The following is a 14546-nucleotide window of genomic DNA, read 5'->3' on the forward strand; positions in this document are numbered from 1 at the left end:
GTTACCAGCGCCCCGCAATACCGCGATCTCGCCACACTTCGACATCGAGCAAACTGTAGGGATCATCAAGATAGATGGTAATCCCCAACTCTCCGACCCGGGTCATAAAACGTCCCAATAAGGAGTCTGGCGGCAAAGCATCGAGCTCAGGCAGGATCCCCTGCCCCAGTAATACGGCCTGCAACGGCAGCCGCTCCAGCAGGTCGAAGGGCAGATGCTGGCTGCTATCGAGCAGCAGAGCCAGCTTGCTGCCCGCCAGACTGGCTTGCAGCACCAGTGCGAAACGATCCGCATTGCTCAGCAGGTGATCGCGACGGTGGATCAGCAGGGTCAGTTCGGACGGGGTGCGCGACTGCTCCGCCAACCACTCCTTGAGCGCTTCCCAGCGGCTCGGCAAGCCAGTCACCGCCAACCAGACCGGATGCTGGAAGCCAGGGCTGGAGAGCAGACCAAGCTGCCCCAGCACAGCCCCCTGCCACAGGCGGATAGTTCGGCGCTGACCACTCAAGCGCTGCTGACGCAACGGGCCCAGATAGAGTCCGCGCAGTAACCTGAGCAGTGCATCGCAATCAAGCGGCTTGGCCAGTGCGGCCAGAATATTGAAACCGGCATCGTGAAGCAGGCGGCGGGCACCGTCGATCAGGGTCTGCTCGTGGGCAGAGAGCAGCACGATGGGCAGCCCAGCCTCCTGCAACTGGGGCTGGCTCATCAGCAGGCTGATGGCATCCTGCTCCACCAGACTGAGATCGCACACCAACAGGCTGATATCGCCCACCTCCAGCGCCGCAAGACAAGTCGTTTCGTCCTGCACCCATTGGCAAGAAAGACCCAATGCGGCGATGGTTTGCTGCATTTGCACTCCTTGGAACGGATGATCTTCGAGCAGCAAAATCTTGCGCGCTGCCAGCCAGTTACACCAGTCACGGTAACTGGCCACGAGGCCTCCCTGCCACTCTTCACCAATGGCATAGATCCCCTCATGCTGTTGCAGTTGAGGAAGGTAGTCCGCCTGCTGATGCGCACCAGGATCGTAAAGCGCGATAGAACCAGCCGCAAACAGCCCTTGCCACTGCCAACAGGCATCCGGTTGGGTGCGGAGCAGCGTGACATAGGAGGGCAATGTCATGGCGCTGGCCAGCTCATGGGAGGTGCGATCGAGGGCATAGAGCACAATGGGGCAAAATCCTGCCGCCTCATGCTCTTCCGAATCGAGCAACGCCAGTAATTCTTCATCAGTGATGATCATCTTGAGCCCTCTTTGAAAACTGCTGGCTGAACTCATCCAATGCCCGGTTCAATCTGGCTTGCAGCGCCGGATGGGGCGCTTGTTGCCACTCTTCAATAACCGCCACCAACCCGGTCGCTCCGACCATTCTGGCGGCCCCCTTCAATTTATGTAAAGCAGCTTTCACGCCAACATCATCTTTAGCTAAAAAAGAGCGATCAAGTTCAGCCAGATCATCCCGGGTAGCCTTGAGATAAAGGGCCGCCAGTTCATCGGTCAGCAGCGAGGCAACCGGTGTCGGGGCGACGGCATTGCCCCCCTCTCTGGCAATATGGCGCAGCAGAGTCGCCAGCTCCTTGAGGGTGACCGGCTTGTCGAGATGACCATCGCAACCACAGGATTGCAGCTCACTCGCCGCCTGCTCACTGAGATCTGCGGTGATCACATAGACGGGAAGATGGGATAAGCGGATCGATTGACGCAGTTGTCTGCAAAGATCGGCGCCGTTCATCACTGGCATCTGCAAATCGGTCAGCACCACGTCTACCTCATGCTGTGCCAGCACTTCCAGCGCCAGTTGCCCGTTGGCGGCGGTCACCACAGTGGCACCGAGTTGCCCCAGCTGCAGGCTGATCAGCTCGCGATTGACATCGTGATCTTCAACCAGTAGCACCCGCATACCCAGTCCTGGTTGGGTGCCAGCGACCGGTTGGCCAGGGATCAAGCGTGGCTGCAGCAGGGTGATGATGGTGCCGGGAACCCAGGACTCCCCTTGCCATGCCCAATAGTAGAGACCCTGTTCATCGACCTCAGCCTGCAATTTATGGTGCGCGTTGCTGGCGGTAACGATCCCGAATCGGGTGAGCCAGGCTGCAATATTCTGCGCTTCATCATGGGGTAATGAGAGTGCCAGTTGTCGTACCTTGGGCTGCCAGTCCGGCTTCTGCTGCACCCGCTTCAGGGGCAACTCGCAGAAGAAGCGGCTACCGCCGCCGACTCGCGCCTCAACATCGATATGCCCCCCCATGTGCTCGATCAGTTGCTTGCAGATCGCCAAGCCAAGACCGGTGCCCGGCGCCCGCAGCTGGCCTTCAACGGCAAACTGTTCGAAGGGCATAAAGAGCGTAGGGCGCATTTTGGCGGTGATCCCCGGCCCCTCATCATCGACTCCGAAGCGCAAGGTCGACGCGGCCTGCTCGGCCCACAACACCACGTCCCCACGCTGGCTGAACTTGATGGCATTGGAGAGCAGATTGTGCAGCACCTGCCGCACCCGATGGGGATCGAGGGTCTGCAGGGCTGGCAGAGCCGGGTCCAGCTGCAGGCGCAGTTGCAATCCCTTGGCCCGCGCCTTGGTCCAGTGCACCGCCGCCACGTGCTCGCACAGCTCGGTAAAATCGGTGGGCTGGGGCGAGAGCGCGAACTTGCTGTTTTCGTTGCGGCTGAAATCGAGCACATCGTTGAGCAGGCCAAGCAGTTCATCTCCCGCCTGACGTACCCGTGCCAGTGCAGACCCTTGTTCCTGCGACAATGGTGTACTGGCCAACCACTCCAGCAACCCGAGTATTGCGTTCATCGGAGTGCGGATCTCATGGCTGATGGCAGCCATGAAGCGCCCCTTGGCCAGCACCGCTTGCTGCGCCTGCTCATGGGAGTGCTGCAATGCCTGATCCTGCTCGATACGTGTCGTCACATCCTGCATCACCGCATAGATCCGCCAGCCTTGTGACTGGGTACGACCACGACCATAGAGCTGCAACCAGCGTTCGCCTTTGGTGGGGTGGTGGTAACGCAGGGTGAACGAGAACGGCGTACCGGCCTGCAGCATGGCAAACATCTCGCGGCGGACCTGGCGGCGATCTTCACGCTCCAGCATTGTGAGCACCCGTTTCGGTTCACGGCGGATCTGCTGACTGGCCAGCCCAAGCAACTCATAGCAACCCCGGCTGATAAACTCGATGTTCCCTACCCGCCCCCGCTCAAACATAAATTGCAGCACGACACCGGGAACCGTATTGGTCAAGGCGCGCAGACGGCGTTCACCCTGGCGCAAGAAACGAGCTTGCTCACGCAACACACTGATGTCCGATAACGCGATAAGGTCGGTCGCTGGCGCTTGTTTATCCAAACGCAAGGGGTGCTGGGCATAAGCAAAAACCTGTTCGCCCAACACCAGCTCGCCTTCACTCTTCTGATGTTGTACCGGTGGCAGCATCAGCTGCTCCGCATAACGGATGGCCAAGCGCCGACCCTGTTTGTTGGACTTGATCACCTTGCCCTGGCTGTTGCGTAAAAAAACCGGGACAGGCAACGCCTGGAACATGGTTTCACGCAGTTCACTCTCGATGGCCAGCGCCTTCTCTACTTCTTGGCGCTGGGCTATCTCCCGGGCCAGTTGCTGACGAGAACGCCAGATCATCGAAATCACACTGATGCTGATCAACAACGCCATCAAGATGGAACCAAACCAGGCGGCATAACTCACCCCGGGCTGTTGTACCACCAGCAGGCGACGCCAGCGCTGATTGAGTTCATCCATTTGGGTACTCGTCAGGATCATCAGATTGCGGTCTAACACCCCGGCCAGCTCCATCTCCTGTTTGTTCATCGCAAATCCAAGACCAAACTTGTCTTCCAGCTCTTCGATATCGAGCCCTTCCAGCAAGTTGGTACGCTGCGGGTATTGCAGCTGATACAGCTCGCTCAACATGGCATCTGCTTTGCCCTGACGCAAAGCAGCCAGCCCTTGCGCCACATTATCGGTACGGATCCACTCCTGCTGGCCCAGCTGAGCCAACAAGGAGGGATCATAGAGCGACTCAGGGACCAGAATACGTTGCCGTTTAAGCTGACTGATATGGTCAGTTGGCACTGTGTGCTTGCTGATCAAAGCAAAGCGGTTGATGGAGATCATCCTGCTGAAGGTAAACTCATCCGCAAGGGCCGGTGATTCGGGCAACCCTGCCATCATATCCGCCTCACCTCGACGCAGCTTATCTATCGCCTCCGCCTTGCTGGCTACGGGCACCAGTTTGAATGTCAGGCCGGTCTCCTGCGTGACCCAGCGCAACACATCCGCGCTCCACCCTTTTGTCTCCCCTTGCTCATTGATGCCGCTATAGGGCATTAACTCGGGGTTCACCACCAAGCGCACAATGCGTTGTCTGCCGGACAACCAGGCCTGCTCAATATCAGTCAAGCGCAGCTGGTCGATATAAAGGGACCCTTGGTCGAGATAGCGACCCAAATCAGCGTACAGGCTACCGGCAGGCATATAGCGAATTGCTGTATCAATCAATTGAACCAACTCAGGTCCACCACGCATCATCAGTCGATAGCTGACTACCCGCTCATTCCCGAGCAAACGCCGCAAGCGCAAGCCATCCGCAGGAAACTCACGCATCATATAGCGCAGTTGCAAATAGTCCCCCAGATAGGCGTTGCCTTTGCCACTTTCCAGCGCGGAGTAAAGATTTTCCTGTTTGGACAATGGCTTGATCATCGCATCAGGGTAGAGATCCTTGAGCGTTCGAGTGGAGCCCATGGCGGGTGAGGCTAAAAATGTCGCGTTATGCAGATCGCCACGATAGAGAATGGCAGAGTCGGTCTCCAGCATAGCGCGACTCACCCGCATGTTGGGTAGTACGGCGGAGATGGGGCCGACATGAGGCACGATATCGCAACGCCCCTGTAGCAGGGCATCACGCACAGCTTGCCAGTCAGGTAATTCATGAATCGTCAGCGGCACCGGCAATACGTCGGCCAGTCTGACCAAGCGATCCTTGAACAAGCCCCCCTCCGCTAACAGGTAAGGAGGTGGAAGTGTCGCCGGATAACAGACTTCCAACTTCTTGATGGAGTCCACATAGGCTTGGGTAGCGGGCGGGAGGGGCAACACCATGGCATGCAGCGGCATGGCCAGCACGGCGCCCAGGAAAAAAATGGGGAGTTTTGTCATCTGAAAACAAAAGCCAGGCATCTGCCTGGCTTTTTATCACTCGTTGGGTTCAACATTTTCTACCCTGGCCTTCAGTTTCTGGCCAGGCCGGAAGGTCACCACCCGACGGGCGCTGATCGGAATATCTTCGCCCGTCTTGGGATTTCGTCCAGGACGCTGATTCTTCTCACGAAGGTCAAAGTTACCGAAGCCTGAAATCTTGACTTGTTCACCACGCTCAAGCGCCTGTCGGATTTCCTCAAAGAAGGCTTCCACCATATCTTTGGCTTCACGCTTGCTCATCCCTAGTTGGGTGAACAGGTGCTCTGCAATGTCGGCTTTGGTAAGCGCCATAGATCAATCCCTCAAGGATGCATTCAACTCTTCACCAAGGACCCGCACGACATTGTCTACGGTCTCGGCAATCTCTTTCTCCTCCAGAGTGCGCTGGGTATCTTGCAATACAAGACTGATGGCCAGGCTCTTCTTGTCCTCTGCCATACCAGCACCCTGGTATACGTCAAACAAGTTTATTCCAACTACCTGATTTCCGCCAACTTTTTTAATTACTGCAAGAACATCACCTGCCAGAACCTGACGGTCGACCACCACGGCGATGTCACGACGGTTCGCCGGGAACTTGGAAACTTCGGCAGCCATCGGCACCTTGGCCGGAGTCAGCTTGTCCAGCTCCAGTTCAAACATCACCGCACGGCTCTTGAGGCCCAGCTTCTTCTCGAGGCTCGGGTGGATCACGCCGATGTGGCCGATGACCTCGCCATTACGCAGGATGGCTGCGCTCTGGCCCGGGTGCAGGGCGCTGTGCTCGGTACGCTCGAAGGTAAAGGTGGCCCCTTCGGCGGTCAAGTCCAGCACTGCTTCCAGATCCCCTTTCAAATCAAAGAAGTCGGCTGCGCGGGTTTTGATATCCCAGTGCTCGTCGCTCTGGTTGCCAATGATGATACCTGCCAGCATCGGCTCCTGACGGATGCCGTTCTCGGCGTTTTCATCCTTGATGAAACGCAGACCCTGCTCGAACAGACGCACGCGCGGCTGCTGACGGTTCTGGTTGTAGACCACTGCCTGTACCAGACCAGGGAACAGAGAGACGCGCATGGCGGACATCTCGACTGAAATCGGATTCGGCAGCACGATGGCATCGCTCTGCGGGAACAGGGTTTGCTGGGTCTTGGGATCGACGAAGCTGTAGGTGATCGCTTCCTGGAAACCGCGGTCAACCAGCAGATCACGCACCCGCTTGAGGGTCACCTGCCCTTCTGCCTGCTCAACCATCGCCAGAGAAGCGGCCGGTTTCAGGTTCGGGATGTTGTTGTAGCCGTAGATGCGGGCCACTTCCTCGATGAGGTCTTCCTCGATGGCGATATCGAAACGCCAGGAGGGCGCCAGCGCAGTCCAACCGTCAGCATCCACAGTCACCTGCATGCCAAGGCGGGTCAGGATCTCGACCACCTGAGCATCAGCCACGCTGATACCGATCACCTTGTCGAGCTTGGTGCGACGCAACTTGATGGGCGCAGCCTTCGGCAGATAGGCATCGGATTTGACTTCGATGACCGGACCCGCTTCACCGCCGCACTCTCCGCCACAAATGTCCAGCAGCAGACGAGTGGCACGATCCATCACCTTGGCTTGCAGCTCCGGATCCACCCCGCGCTCGAAGCGATGGGAAGAGTCGGTGTGCAGACCGTAGGCACGGGCACGGCCGGTGATGGAGAGCGGCGCGAAGAAGGCGCACTCCAGCAGGATGTCGGTGGTGGTCTCGGATACACCAGTGCGGTTGCCGCCGAAGATACCGGCCATGCAGGCAGGGCCTTTGGCATCGGCAATCACCAGGGTGCTCTCTTTGAGCTTCACTTCGTTGCCATCGAGCAGGGTCATCGGCTCATCGCTATGGGCGCGGCGCACCACCAGTTCCCCTTCCAGCTTGGCCAGATCGAAGGCGTGCATCGGCTGACCGTATTCCAGCAGCAGATAGTTGGTGATGTCTACGATGGCGTCGATGGAGCGGATACCACCACGGCGCAGCTTCTCTTGCATCCAGAGCGGGCTCTGGGCCTGCAGGTTCAGCCCCTTGATAACGCGACCCAGATAACGGGGGCAATCGGCGGTTGCTTCAACCCGGATCGGGAAAGTTGCGTCAATAGTGGCAACAGCAGGTGCCCAGGTCGGCTCGACCACGTCCACGCTGTTGAGTACGCCGATCTCACGGGCGAGCCCCGCGATACCAAGGCAATCGGCACGGTTCGGGGTCAGATCCACGTCGATGGAGACGTCATTGAGATTGAGATAGTCGCGAATATCGGTGCCGATGGGGGCATCGGCCGGCAATTCGATGATGCCATCGGCTTCAACTTCGATACCCAGCTCACTGAAAGAGCAGAGCATGCCGTGAGACGGCTGGCCACGCAGCTTGGCTTTCTTGATGGTGAAATCACCCGGCAGGGTCGCCCCGACTTTGGCCACGCAGACTTTGAGGCCCTGACGGCAGTTCGGCGCGCCACAGACGATGTCCAGCAGCTCGGCCTCGCCCACGTTGACCTTGGTCACCCGCAGCTTGTCGGCGTCCGGATGCTGGGCGCACTCGACCACTTCACCCACGACCACATTGTTGAACTGGCCAGCGACCGCTTCTACGGCGTCCACTTCCAGACCGGCCATGGTGATCTGCTCGGCCAGTGCGTTGTCACTCAACTCGGTGCGGACCCACTCCATCACCCAGGATTTACTGAATTTCATGTTCTCTCGCCCTTACTTGAACTGCTTGAGGAAGCGCAGGTCGTTTTCGAAGAAGGCACGCAGGTCGTTGACCCCGTAACGCAGCATGGTCAGGCGCTCAACGCCCATGCCGAAGGCAAAGCCGGAGTATTTTTCCGGATCGATACCGACCGAACGCAGTACGTTCGGGTGCACCATGCCGCAGCCCAACACTTCCAGCCACTTGCCGTTCTTGCCCATCACATCCACTTCGGCGCTCGGCTCGGTGAACGGGAAGTAGGAAGGACGGAAGCGAATGGTGAGATCTTCCTCGAAGTAGTTGCGCAGGAAGTCGTGCAGAATGCCCTTCAGCTCGGTAAAGCTGGCATGCTCGTCAACCAGCAGACCTTCAACCTGATGGAACATCGGGGTGTGGGTCATGTCGTAGTCGTTACGATAGACGCGGCCCGGCGCAATGATGCGGATCGGCGGCTGTTGTTGCTGCATGGTGCGGATCTGCACACCGGAGGTGTGGGTTCGCAGCATCAGATCAGGATTGAAGTAGAAGGTATCGTGATCGGTACGCGCCGGGTGATGAGCCGGAATATTCAGCGCATCGAAGTTGTGGAAGCCATCTTCAATCTCGGGACCACGGGCAACCTTGAAGCCCATCTCGCCAAACAGGCGCTCAATGCGTTCAATGGTACGGGTTACCGGATGCAGACCGCCATTCTCGATGCGGCGGCCCGGCAGGCTGACGTCGATGGTCTCGGCAGCCAGCTTCTGGTTCAGAACGGCGACTTCGAGGGCTTCACGACACTCGTTCAAGGCATCTTGAACCTGTTGTTTGGCCTGGTTGATCACGGCGCCCGCGGCGGGACGCTCTTCAGCAGACAGGGCGCCCAGGCCCTTCATCTGCTCGGTAAAAAAGCCTTTTTTGCCCAGATATTTGACCCGGATCTCATCGAGGGTAGCGATATCGCTCACGCCCTCAATATCGGCCTTGGCTTGGCCTACTACTTCTTCAAGCTGTTGCATGTCTTCCTCGTCACCACTCCGAAACAGGAGCCTTTAGGCTAAATAAGGTCAAGAGGGGAATAATACAAAAAAAGGCCCTTCACTGACCATAGTTATGGCCTGCTTTTCTCCCTATAAATCATTTTGTTATATCAAGCGAGTCTCAACTCCTACCCTATCCTCTTAAAATAGTGGTTAACTAATTTTGTTTGTTGGCATATTGGTGGGTATCGAGTCAGCTATTGTGGTTTATTGAAAGTGTGGGGGGAGAAGTTGACGGCAAAACAGAAATAACAAAAAAGGAGGCCTGAGCCTCCTTTTAACTTTTATAACAGAACCGGATTAAACCAGAGCTGCTTTAGCTTTTTCAACCAGGGCGGTGAAAGCCAGCTTGTCGTGAACAGCGATATCGGACAGGATCTTACGATCGATTTCGATAGACGCTTTCTTCAGACCGTTGATCAGACGGCTGTAAGACAGACCATTCTGACGGGCAGCAGCGTTGATACGCGCAATCCACAGCTGACGGAACTGACGCTTTTTCTGGCGACGGTCACGATAGGCATACTGACCAGCTTTAGTTACCGCTTGTACCGCTACGCGGTAAACACGGGAACGGGCGCCGTAGTAACCTTTGGCGGCTTTCATTACTTTTTTGTGACGAGCTCGAGCAGTCACACCACGTTTAACTCTTGGCATTTTTTACATCCCCCCTTATGCGTACGGCAGACAAGCGACAACACGTTTGTGGTCGGCAGCGGAAACCATGAACTTAGGTCCCAGCTTGCGCTTACGCTTGCTGCTCTTCTTGGTCAGGATGTGACGCAGGTGGTTATGCTTGCACTTAAAGCGACCCGAGCCGGTCTTTTTGAAGCGCTTTGCAGCACCCCGGTTGGTTTTCATCTTCGGCATTTTATACTCCGCATTGTGAGTGACAACAAAATCGCAAGGCGAACCGACTCACGGGCGAACCCGTGAGTCAATTTCTTGTGGGCCTTAAGATTTCTTCTTAGGTGCGAGGACCATCACAGCTTGACGGCCTTCGACTTTCGGGAACGACTCGACTACGGCCAACTCTTCCAGATCGTTCTTGACGCGCTCCAGAACCTTGATACCAAGATCCTGGTGTGCCATTTCACGACCACGGAAGCGCAGGGTGACCTTAGCCTTGTCCCCGTCTTCTAGAAAGCGAACCAGGTTGCGTAGTTTTACCTGATAGTCGCCTTCGTCAGTACCAGGACGGAATTTGATTTCCTTAACCTGGACGACTTTCTGCTTTTTCTTCTGTTCTTTGGTTGTTTTGCTCTTTTCGTAGAGGAATTTACCGTAATCCATGATCCGGCAAACGGGCGGCTCAGCATTTGGACTGATCTCGACCAGATCAACTCCGGCCTCTGCGGCCAAGTTCAGTGCTTCCTGAATGGTGGTGACGCCAATGGCTTCACCATCCAAACCAGTCAGACGAACTTCTTTCAGACGGATCTCTTCATTGATCCGGTGAGCGCGGGCTTGCGGTTGCTTGCCCAGTTTTTTTCCGCCTTTTATAGCTTATTCCTCCACTTTCTTTTGTCCGCGGGTCTGAACTTCCTGGGTCAACAGAGCGATGAACTCTTCAACAGGATAAGTGCCCAGGTCAGCCCCTTTACGAGTCCGTACTGCAATCTTACCGGCTTCAACTTCTTTATCGCCGCAGACCAGCATGAAAGGTACTCGCTTCAAAGTATGCTCGCGGATTTTAAAGCCAATCTTCTCATTTCTCAAGTCCGCTTTTGCGCGAATACCCGCATCATTCAATGATTTGGCTACTTTCACCGCATAATCGGCCTGATTATCCGTGATATTCATGACCACAGCCTGAGTCGGCGCCAACCAGGTTGGAAACAGACCGGCATATTCTTCAGTCAGAATACCGATGAAACGCTCGATAGAACCCAAAATGGCCCGATGGATCATCACAGGTACGTGGCGCTCGTTGTTTTCGCCAACATAAGTGGCGCCCAGACGACCGGGGAGAGCAAAATCGAGCTGTACGGTACCACATTGCCACGCACGATCAAGGCAATCGTGCAGGGTAAATTCAATCTTGGGACCGTAGAAGGCCCCCTCGCCCGGCTGCAGATCGTATTTCAGACCATTGAGATCCAGCGCTTCGGCCAGTGCGGCCTCGGCACGATCCCAAGCCTCATCTGAACCGATTCGCTGTTCGGGACGGGTGGAGAGCTTGACCACGATGTTCTCGAAGCCAAAGGTACCGTAGACGTCATAGACCATACGAATACAGCCGGAGACCTCTTCCATGATCTGCTCTTCGGTACAGAAGATATGAGCGTCATCCTGAGTGAAGCCGCGCACCCGCATCAGACCGTGCAGCGAACCGGACGGTTCATTGCGGTGGCAAGAGCCAAACTCGGCCATCCGCAGCGGCAGATCGCGGTAGGACTTCAGACCCTGGTTGAAGATCTGGACGTGACCCGGGCAGTTCATCGGCTTGATGGCGTACTCGCGGTTCTCGGACTGGGTGGTGAACATGGCCTGGGCATACTTCTCCCAGTGACCTGAACGCTCCCACAGGACGCGGTCCATCATGAAGGGACCCTTCACTTCCTGATAGTCATACTCTTTAAGCTTGCCGCGGATAAAGGTTTCCAGCTCACGGAAGATGGTCCAGCCATCGTTGTGCCAGAACACCATGCCGGGTGCCTCTTCCTGCATGTGATACAGGTCGAGCTGCTTGCCGATCTTGCGGTGATCACGCTTGGATGCTTCTTCCAATCGTTGCAGATAAGCCTTGAGCTGCTTCTTGTCGGCCCAGGCAGTGCCGTAAATACGCTGCAACATTTTGTTGTTGGAGTCGCCACGCCAGTAGGCGCCAGACATTTTTTGCAACTTGAAGTGGTGGCAGTGGCGCATGTTAGGCACGTGCGGGCCACGACACATATCCACGTACTCTTCGTGATGATAGAGACCAGGCTGGTCATCACGGGCAATATTCTGATCCAGGATCTCGACTTTATAAATCTCACCACGGGCATCAAACACATCACGTGCTTCCTGCCAGGAGACTCTTTTCTTGATGACGTCGTAATCCTTGGCTACCAGCGCCAGCATGCGCTCTTCCAGGGCAGCCAGATCTTCATCGGTCAGGGTGCGGTCAAGATCAACGTCGTAGTAAAAACCGTTGTCAATGACAGGACCGATGGCCATCTTGGTCTGGGGCCAGAGTTGCTTGATAGCATGACCCAGCAAGTGGGCGCAGGAGTGGCGCAGGATGTCCAGACCTTCTTCGTCTTTGGCGGTGATGATGGCCAGCGCAGCATCGGCTTCGATCAGCTCGCACGCATCCACCAGTTCACCGTTTACCCGACCGGCAATGCACGCCTTGGCGAGACCGGGACCGATGTCCGCGGCCACATCCATCACGGAAACAGAGTGGGCAAATTGACGTTGGCTGCCGTCAGGCAGAGTAATGATTGGCATTATAGGTTTCCTTATACAGTGGTGACCCGTACCAAAGGCCACATGTAGTCGCGATAATTCCTTTAAAATCAAGCTCTTCACTCTAGTGTTTCACCATAAACCAAACGGTTGGTACACAGAGCGGTACACACATCAGTTTGTGCGTCATGCTGTCAGTTTCAGGATCCGGCGTGGATTGTATCAAACATGCGATATCAAACAAATTGTTAAACATCGTACATCTTAAAACCACTCGCTCGGCTTGCCCCCTGCCCCACCGGATACCATGGGCTGTAGCGATGGAGATCCTGTCACGCGCAGGGTGTGGCCATAAGAAAGTGGGCAATCATCACGTTGAGCGCGACATACCATCTTCAGCAGGTAAACGGACATCACTGTAGGTTGAAACTATGGATGGTGCGATCCCATGATGCGGCGACCCACTACTGAATAACTGTCCGGGTTGGCACAGGACGCTCCCGTGTTACGGAAGGGAAACGAATATCAAGCGTGTTGGCATAGAGCGCAGATGTACGTACTGCAACACCTAATAGGCATAGTTATAAAAAAAGGGCCCGTAGGCCCTTTAGCAAAATCAGTGGTCAAGCTCAGCTAAACAGATGGTGACTGATGATAAACAAGCCACCAGATAGCAGCATGGTCATCGGCAAAGTCAGCACCCAAGCCATCAGGATGGTCTTGATGGTCTGGCTCTGCAGGCCGGATTTGTTGGCAATCATGGTACCCGCTACCGCCGAGGAGAGGATATGGGTGGTGGATACCGGCATGCCGGTCAAACTAGCCACACCGATGGAGGTAGCCGCAGTGATCTGGGCTGCGATGCCCTGGCTGTAGGTCATGCCAGTGGTACCGATCTTCTCGCCCACGGTATGGACGATACGACGCCAGCCCACCATGGTACCGCAACCCAGCGCCAGCGCGATGGAAACGATAACCCAGGTTGGTGCATATTCCGCTGTTGCGGTCAGGTCTTTGCGCCACTTGGCCAAGTCGGTCAGCTCTTTGGCTGGCAGTGGCAACTTGGCAACCTTACGCGCGGTATCATCGATACACAGCAGCAAACGGCGCACTTCACGACGATCGGTAAGATTGAGCTCCTGATAAGTCCGAACTGCACCCAGGCGAGCATCCAGTGTCGCCATTGCCTGCAGCACACCATCGGCGGAGCAGTGAGTCATCAGCTCTTCCTGGGCCGTTACTGGCGCAGAGAAGTTGATCACCTCCCCCAAAGAGGCCTGGTTACGCTGATAGATCTCCATGATCCGTTGGTTGGCATCCTGGGTTCGGTCCAGATCATAGGAGCGGCTGCTCATGTCCAGCGCGAAATAGGCGGGCGCCATGCAGATTAGCACCAGCATCACCAGACCGATGCCCTTCTGGCCATCGTTGGAGCCGTGCACGAAGCTGACACCCATGGCCGAGGCCACCAGGGTCAGACGCGCCCAGAACGGCGGGTGTTTCTTGCCATCCACCAGCTGACGCTCTTCCGGCGTTTTGTGGATCTTGTTGCTGGTCCAGATCCGCTTCATCGCCAGCAGCAGCAGCGCCGCGATGATGAAACCGATGGTGGGAGAAATAATGAGGGAAAGCATGATGTCGATCGCTTTGCCCACGTTGATCCCCTCGGTCACCGGTTTATGGGTGATCCAGGCATAGGCGCCGCCTACCCCCAGAATGGAACCGATCAAGGTATGTGAACTGGAGGCCGGGATCCCGAAGAACCAGGTACCCAGGTTCCACACGATGGCGGAAAACAGCAAGGAGAAGACCATGATCAACCCTTGGGTGGAATCCATCCCAAGCAGCAGGTCGATGGGCAGCAGATGGACAATGGCATAGGCCACCCCCAGTCCACCGAACATGACGCCGAAAAAGTTGAAGATCCCCGATGCGACCACCGCCAGGTGAGCCGGCATCGCCTTGGTATAGATAACCGTTGCTACCGCGTTGGCGGTATCGTGAAAGCCGTTGATAAATTCATAGGCAAGCACAAAAAAAACGGCCAATACCAAACCGATTGACCACCACAAACCCAAACCACTAAACATTTCAAACATAAAAAAAAGCCTGTTTATGAGTTGCGGCGGATTATGCCAGATGGCGGCCAACACCATAGCCACCATTGAAATATTTCAGCCATAAAAAAAAAGAGCTTTTTGGTAAAAAATATCCTAG

The 14546-nt window shown here is 56.0% G+C and carries 10 protein-coding genes and 1 pseudogene; 1 reads left to right on the plus strand and 10 read right to left on the minus strand.

Going from position 1 to position 14546, the window contains the following annotated elements:
* Window position 1: 1 nt before the first annotated feature.
* The 9 genes from BN4575_RS15715 to thrS form a co-directional block, all read right to left on the minus strand.
* A complete protein-coding gene (locus BN4575_RS15715; protein ID WP_068978894.1) occupies window positions 2-1246 on the minus strand; it encodes a response regulator in 1245 nt (414 codons plus the stop codon).
* Window positions 1233-5204, minus strand: a complete 3972-nt coding sequence (locus BN4575_RS15720) for a response regulator (protein WP_068978895.1) — start codon at window positions 5202-5204, stop codon at window positions 1233-1235. Before BN4575_RS15720 ends, BN4575_RS15715 begins: the two co-directional genes overlap by 14 nt.
* A gap of 15 nt (window positions 5205-5219) precedes the next feature.
* Window positions 5220-5516: an integration host factor subunit alpha gene (gene ihfA / locus BN4575_RS15725; protein WP_005300715.1), complete on the minus strand. Its 297-nt coding sequence runs from the start codon at window positions 5514-5516 to the stop codon at window positions 5220-5222.
* Between the two features lie 3 nt (window positions 5517-5519).
* Window positions 5520-7919: a phenylalanine--tRNA ligase subunit beta gene (gene pheT, locus BN4575_RS15730; RefSeq protein ID WP_068978896.1), complete on the minus strand. Its 2400-nt coding sequence runs from the start codon at window positions 7917-7919 to the stop codon at window positions 5520-5522.
* Between the two features lie 12 nt (window positions 7920-7931).
* Entirely contained in the window at window positions 7932-8915 is a 984-nt protein-coding gene (pheS, locus tag BN4575_RS15735) for a phenylalanine--tRNA ligase subunit alpha (protein ID WP_042023323.1), read from the minus strand.
* 321 nt (window positions 8916-9236) lie between these two features.
* Window positions 9237-9593, minus strand: coding sequence for a 50S ribosomal protein L20 (gene rplT / locus BN4575_RS15740; protein WP_005300683.1), 357 nt, complete (start codon window positions 9591-9593; stop codon window positions 9237-9239).
* A 15-nt stretch (window positions 9594-9608) separates the two neighbouring features.
* Window positions 9609-9806 carry a 50S ribosomal protein L35 gene (rpmI, locus tag BN4575_RS15745; RefSeq protein WP_005315535.1) on the minus strand — a complete coding sequence of 66 codons (198 nt, stop codon included), beginning with the start codon at window positions 9804-9806 and terminating at the stop codon, window positions 9609-9611.
* Between the two features lie 84 nt (window positions 9807-9890).
* A complete protein-coding gene (gene infC, locus BN4575_RS15750) occupies window positions 9891-10421 on the minus strand; it encodes a translation initiation factor IF-3 (protein WP_244830660.1) in 531 nt (176 codons plus the stop codon).
* Window positions 10422-10442: 21 nt separating this feature from the next.
* Window positions 10443-12371 (minus strand): threonine--tRNA ligase, encoded by a 1929-nt coding sequence (gene thrS, locus BN4575_RS15755; RefSeq protein ID WP_068978897.1) that lies wholly within the window; start codon window positions 12369-12371, stop codon window positions 10443-10445.
* Between the two features lie 345 nt (window positions 12372-12716).
* On the opposite strand from thrS, the pseudogene BN4575_RS22460 reads away from it, so the two are divergent.
* Window positions 12717-12847, plus strand: a pseudogene (locus BN4575_RS22460) (IS1595 family transposase); the annotation flags it as partial.
* Between the two features lie 111 nt (window positions 12848-12958).
* On the opposite strand, the gene BN4575_RS15760 reads toward BN4575_RS22460, so the two are convergent.
* Entirely contained in the window at window positions 12959-14428 is a 1470-nt protein-coding gene (locus tag BN4575_RS15760; protein WP_068978898.1) for an inorganic phosphate transporter, read from the minus strand.
* Window positions 14429-14546: the final 118 nt, after the last annotated feature.

This window comes from Aeromonas sp. EERV15 (genome assembly GCF_900079845.1).
GTDB lineage: Bacteria > Pseudomonadota > Gammaproteobacteria > Enterobacterales > Aeromonadaceae > Aeromonas > Aeromonas sobria.

Coding starts and splice junctions, on each gene's coding strand:
- BN4575_RS15715 (WP_068978894.1), bottom strand. CDS start 1,246: ATGATCATCACTGATGAAGAATTACTGGCGTTGCTCGATTCGGAAGAG.
- BN4575_RS15720 (WP_068978895.1), bottom strand. CDS start 5,204: ATGCCTGGCTTTTGTTTTCAGATGACAAAACTCCCCATTTTTTTCCTG.
- ihfA (WP_005300715.1), bottom strand. CDS start 5,516: ATGGCGCTTACCAAAGCCGACATTGCAGAGCACCTGTTCACCCAACTA.
- pheT (WP_068978896.1), bottom strand. CDS start 7,919: ATGAAATTCAGTAAATCCTGGGTGATGGAGTGGGTCCGCACCGAGTTG.
- pheS (WP_042023323.1), bottom strand. CDS start 8,915: ATGCAACAGCTTGAAGAAGTAGTAGGCCAAGCCAAGGCCGATATTGAG.
- rplT (WP_005300683.1), bottom strand. CDS start 9,593: ATGCCAAGAGTTAAACGTGGTGTGACTGCTCGAGCTCGTCACAAAAAA.
- rpmI (WP_005315535.1), bottom strand. CDS start 9,806: ATGCCGAAGATGAAAACCAACCGGGGTGCTGCAAAGCGCTTCAAAAAG.
- thrS (WP_068978897.1), bottom strand. CDS start 12,371: ATGCCAATCATTACTCTGCCTGACGGCAGCCAACGTCAATTTGCCCAC.
- BN4575_RS15760 (WP_068978898.1), bottom strand. CDS start 14,428: ATGTTTGAAATGTTTAGTGGTTTGGGTTTGTGGTGGTCAATCGGTTTG.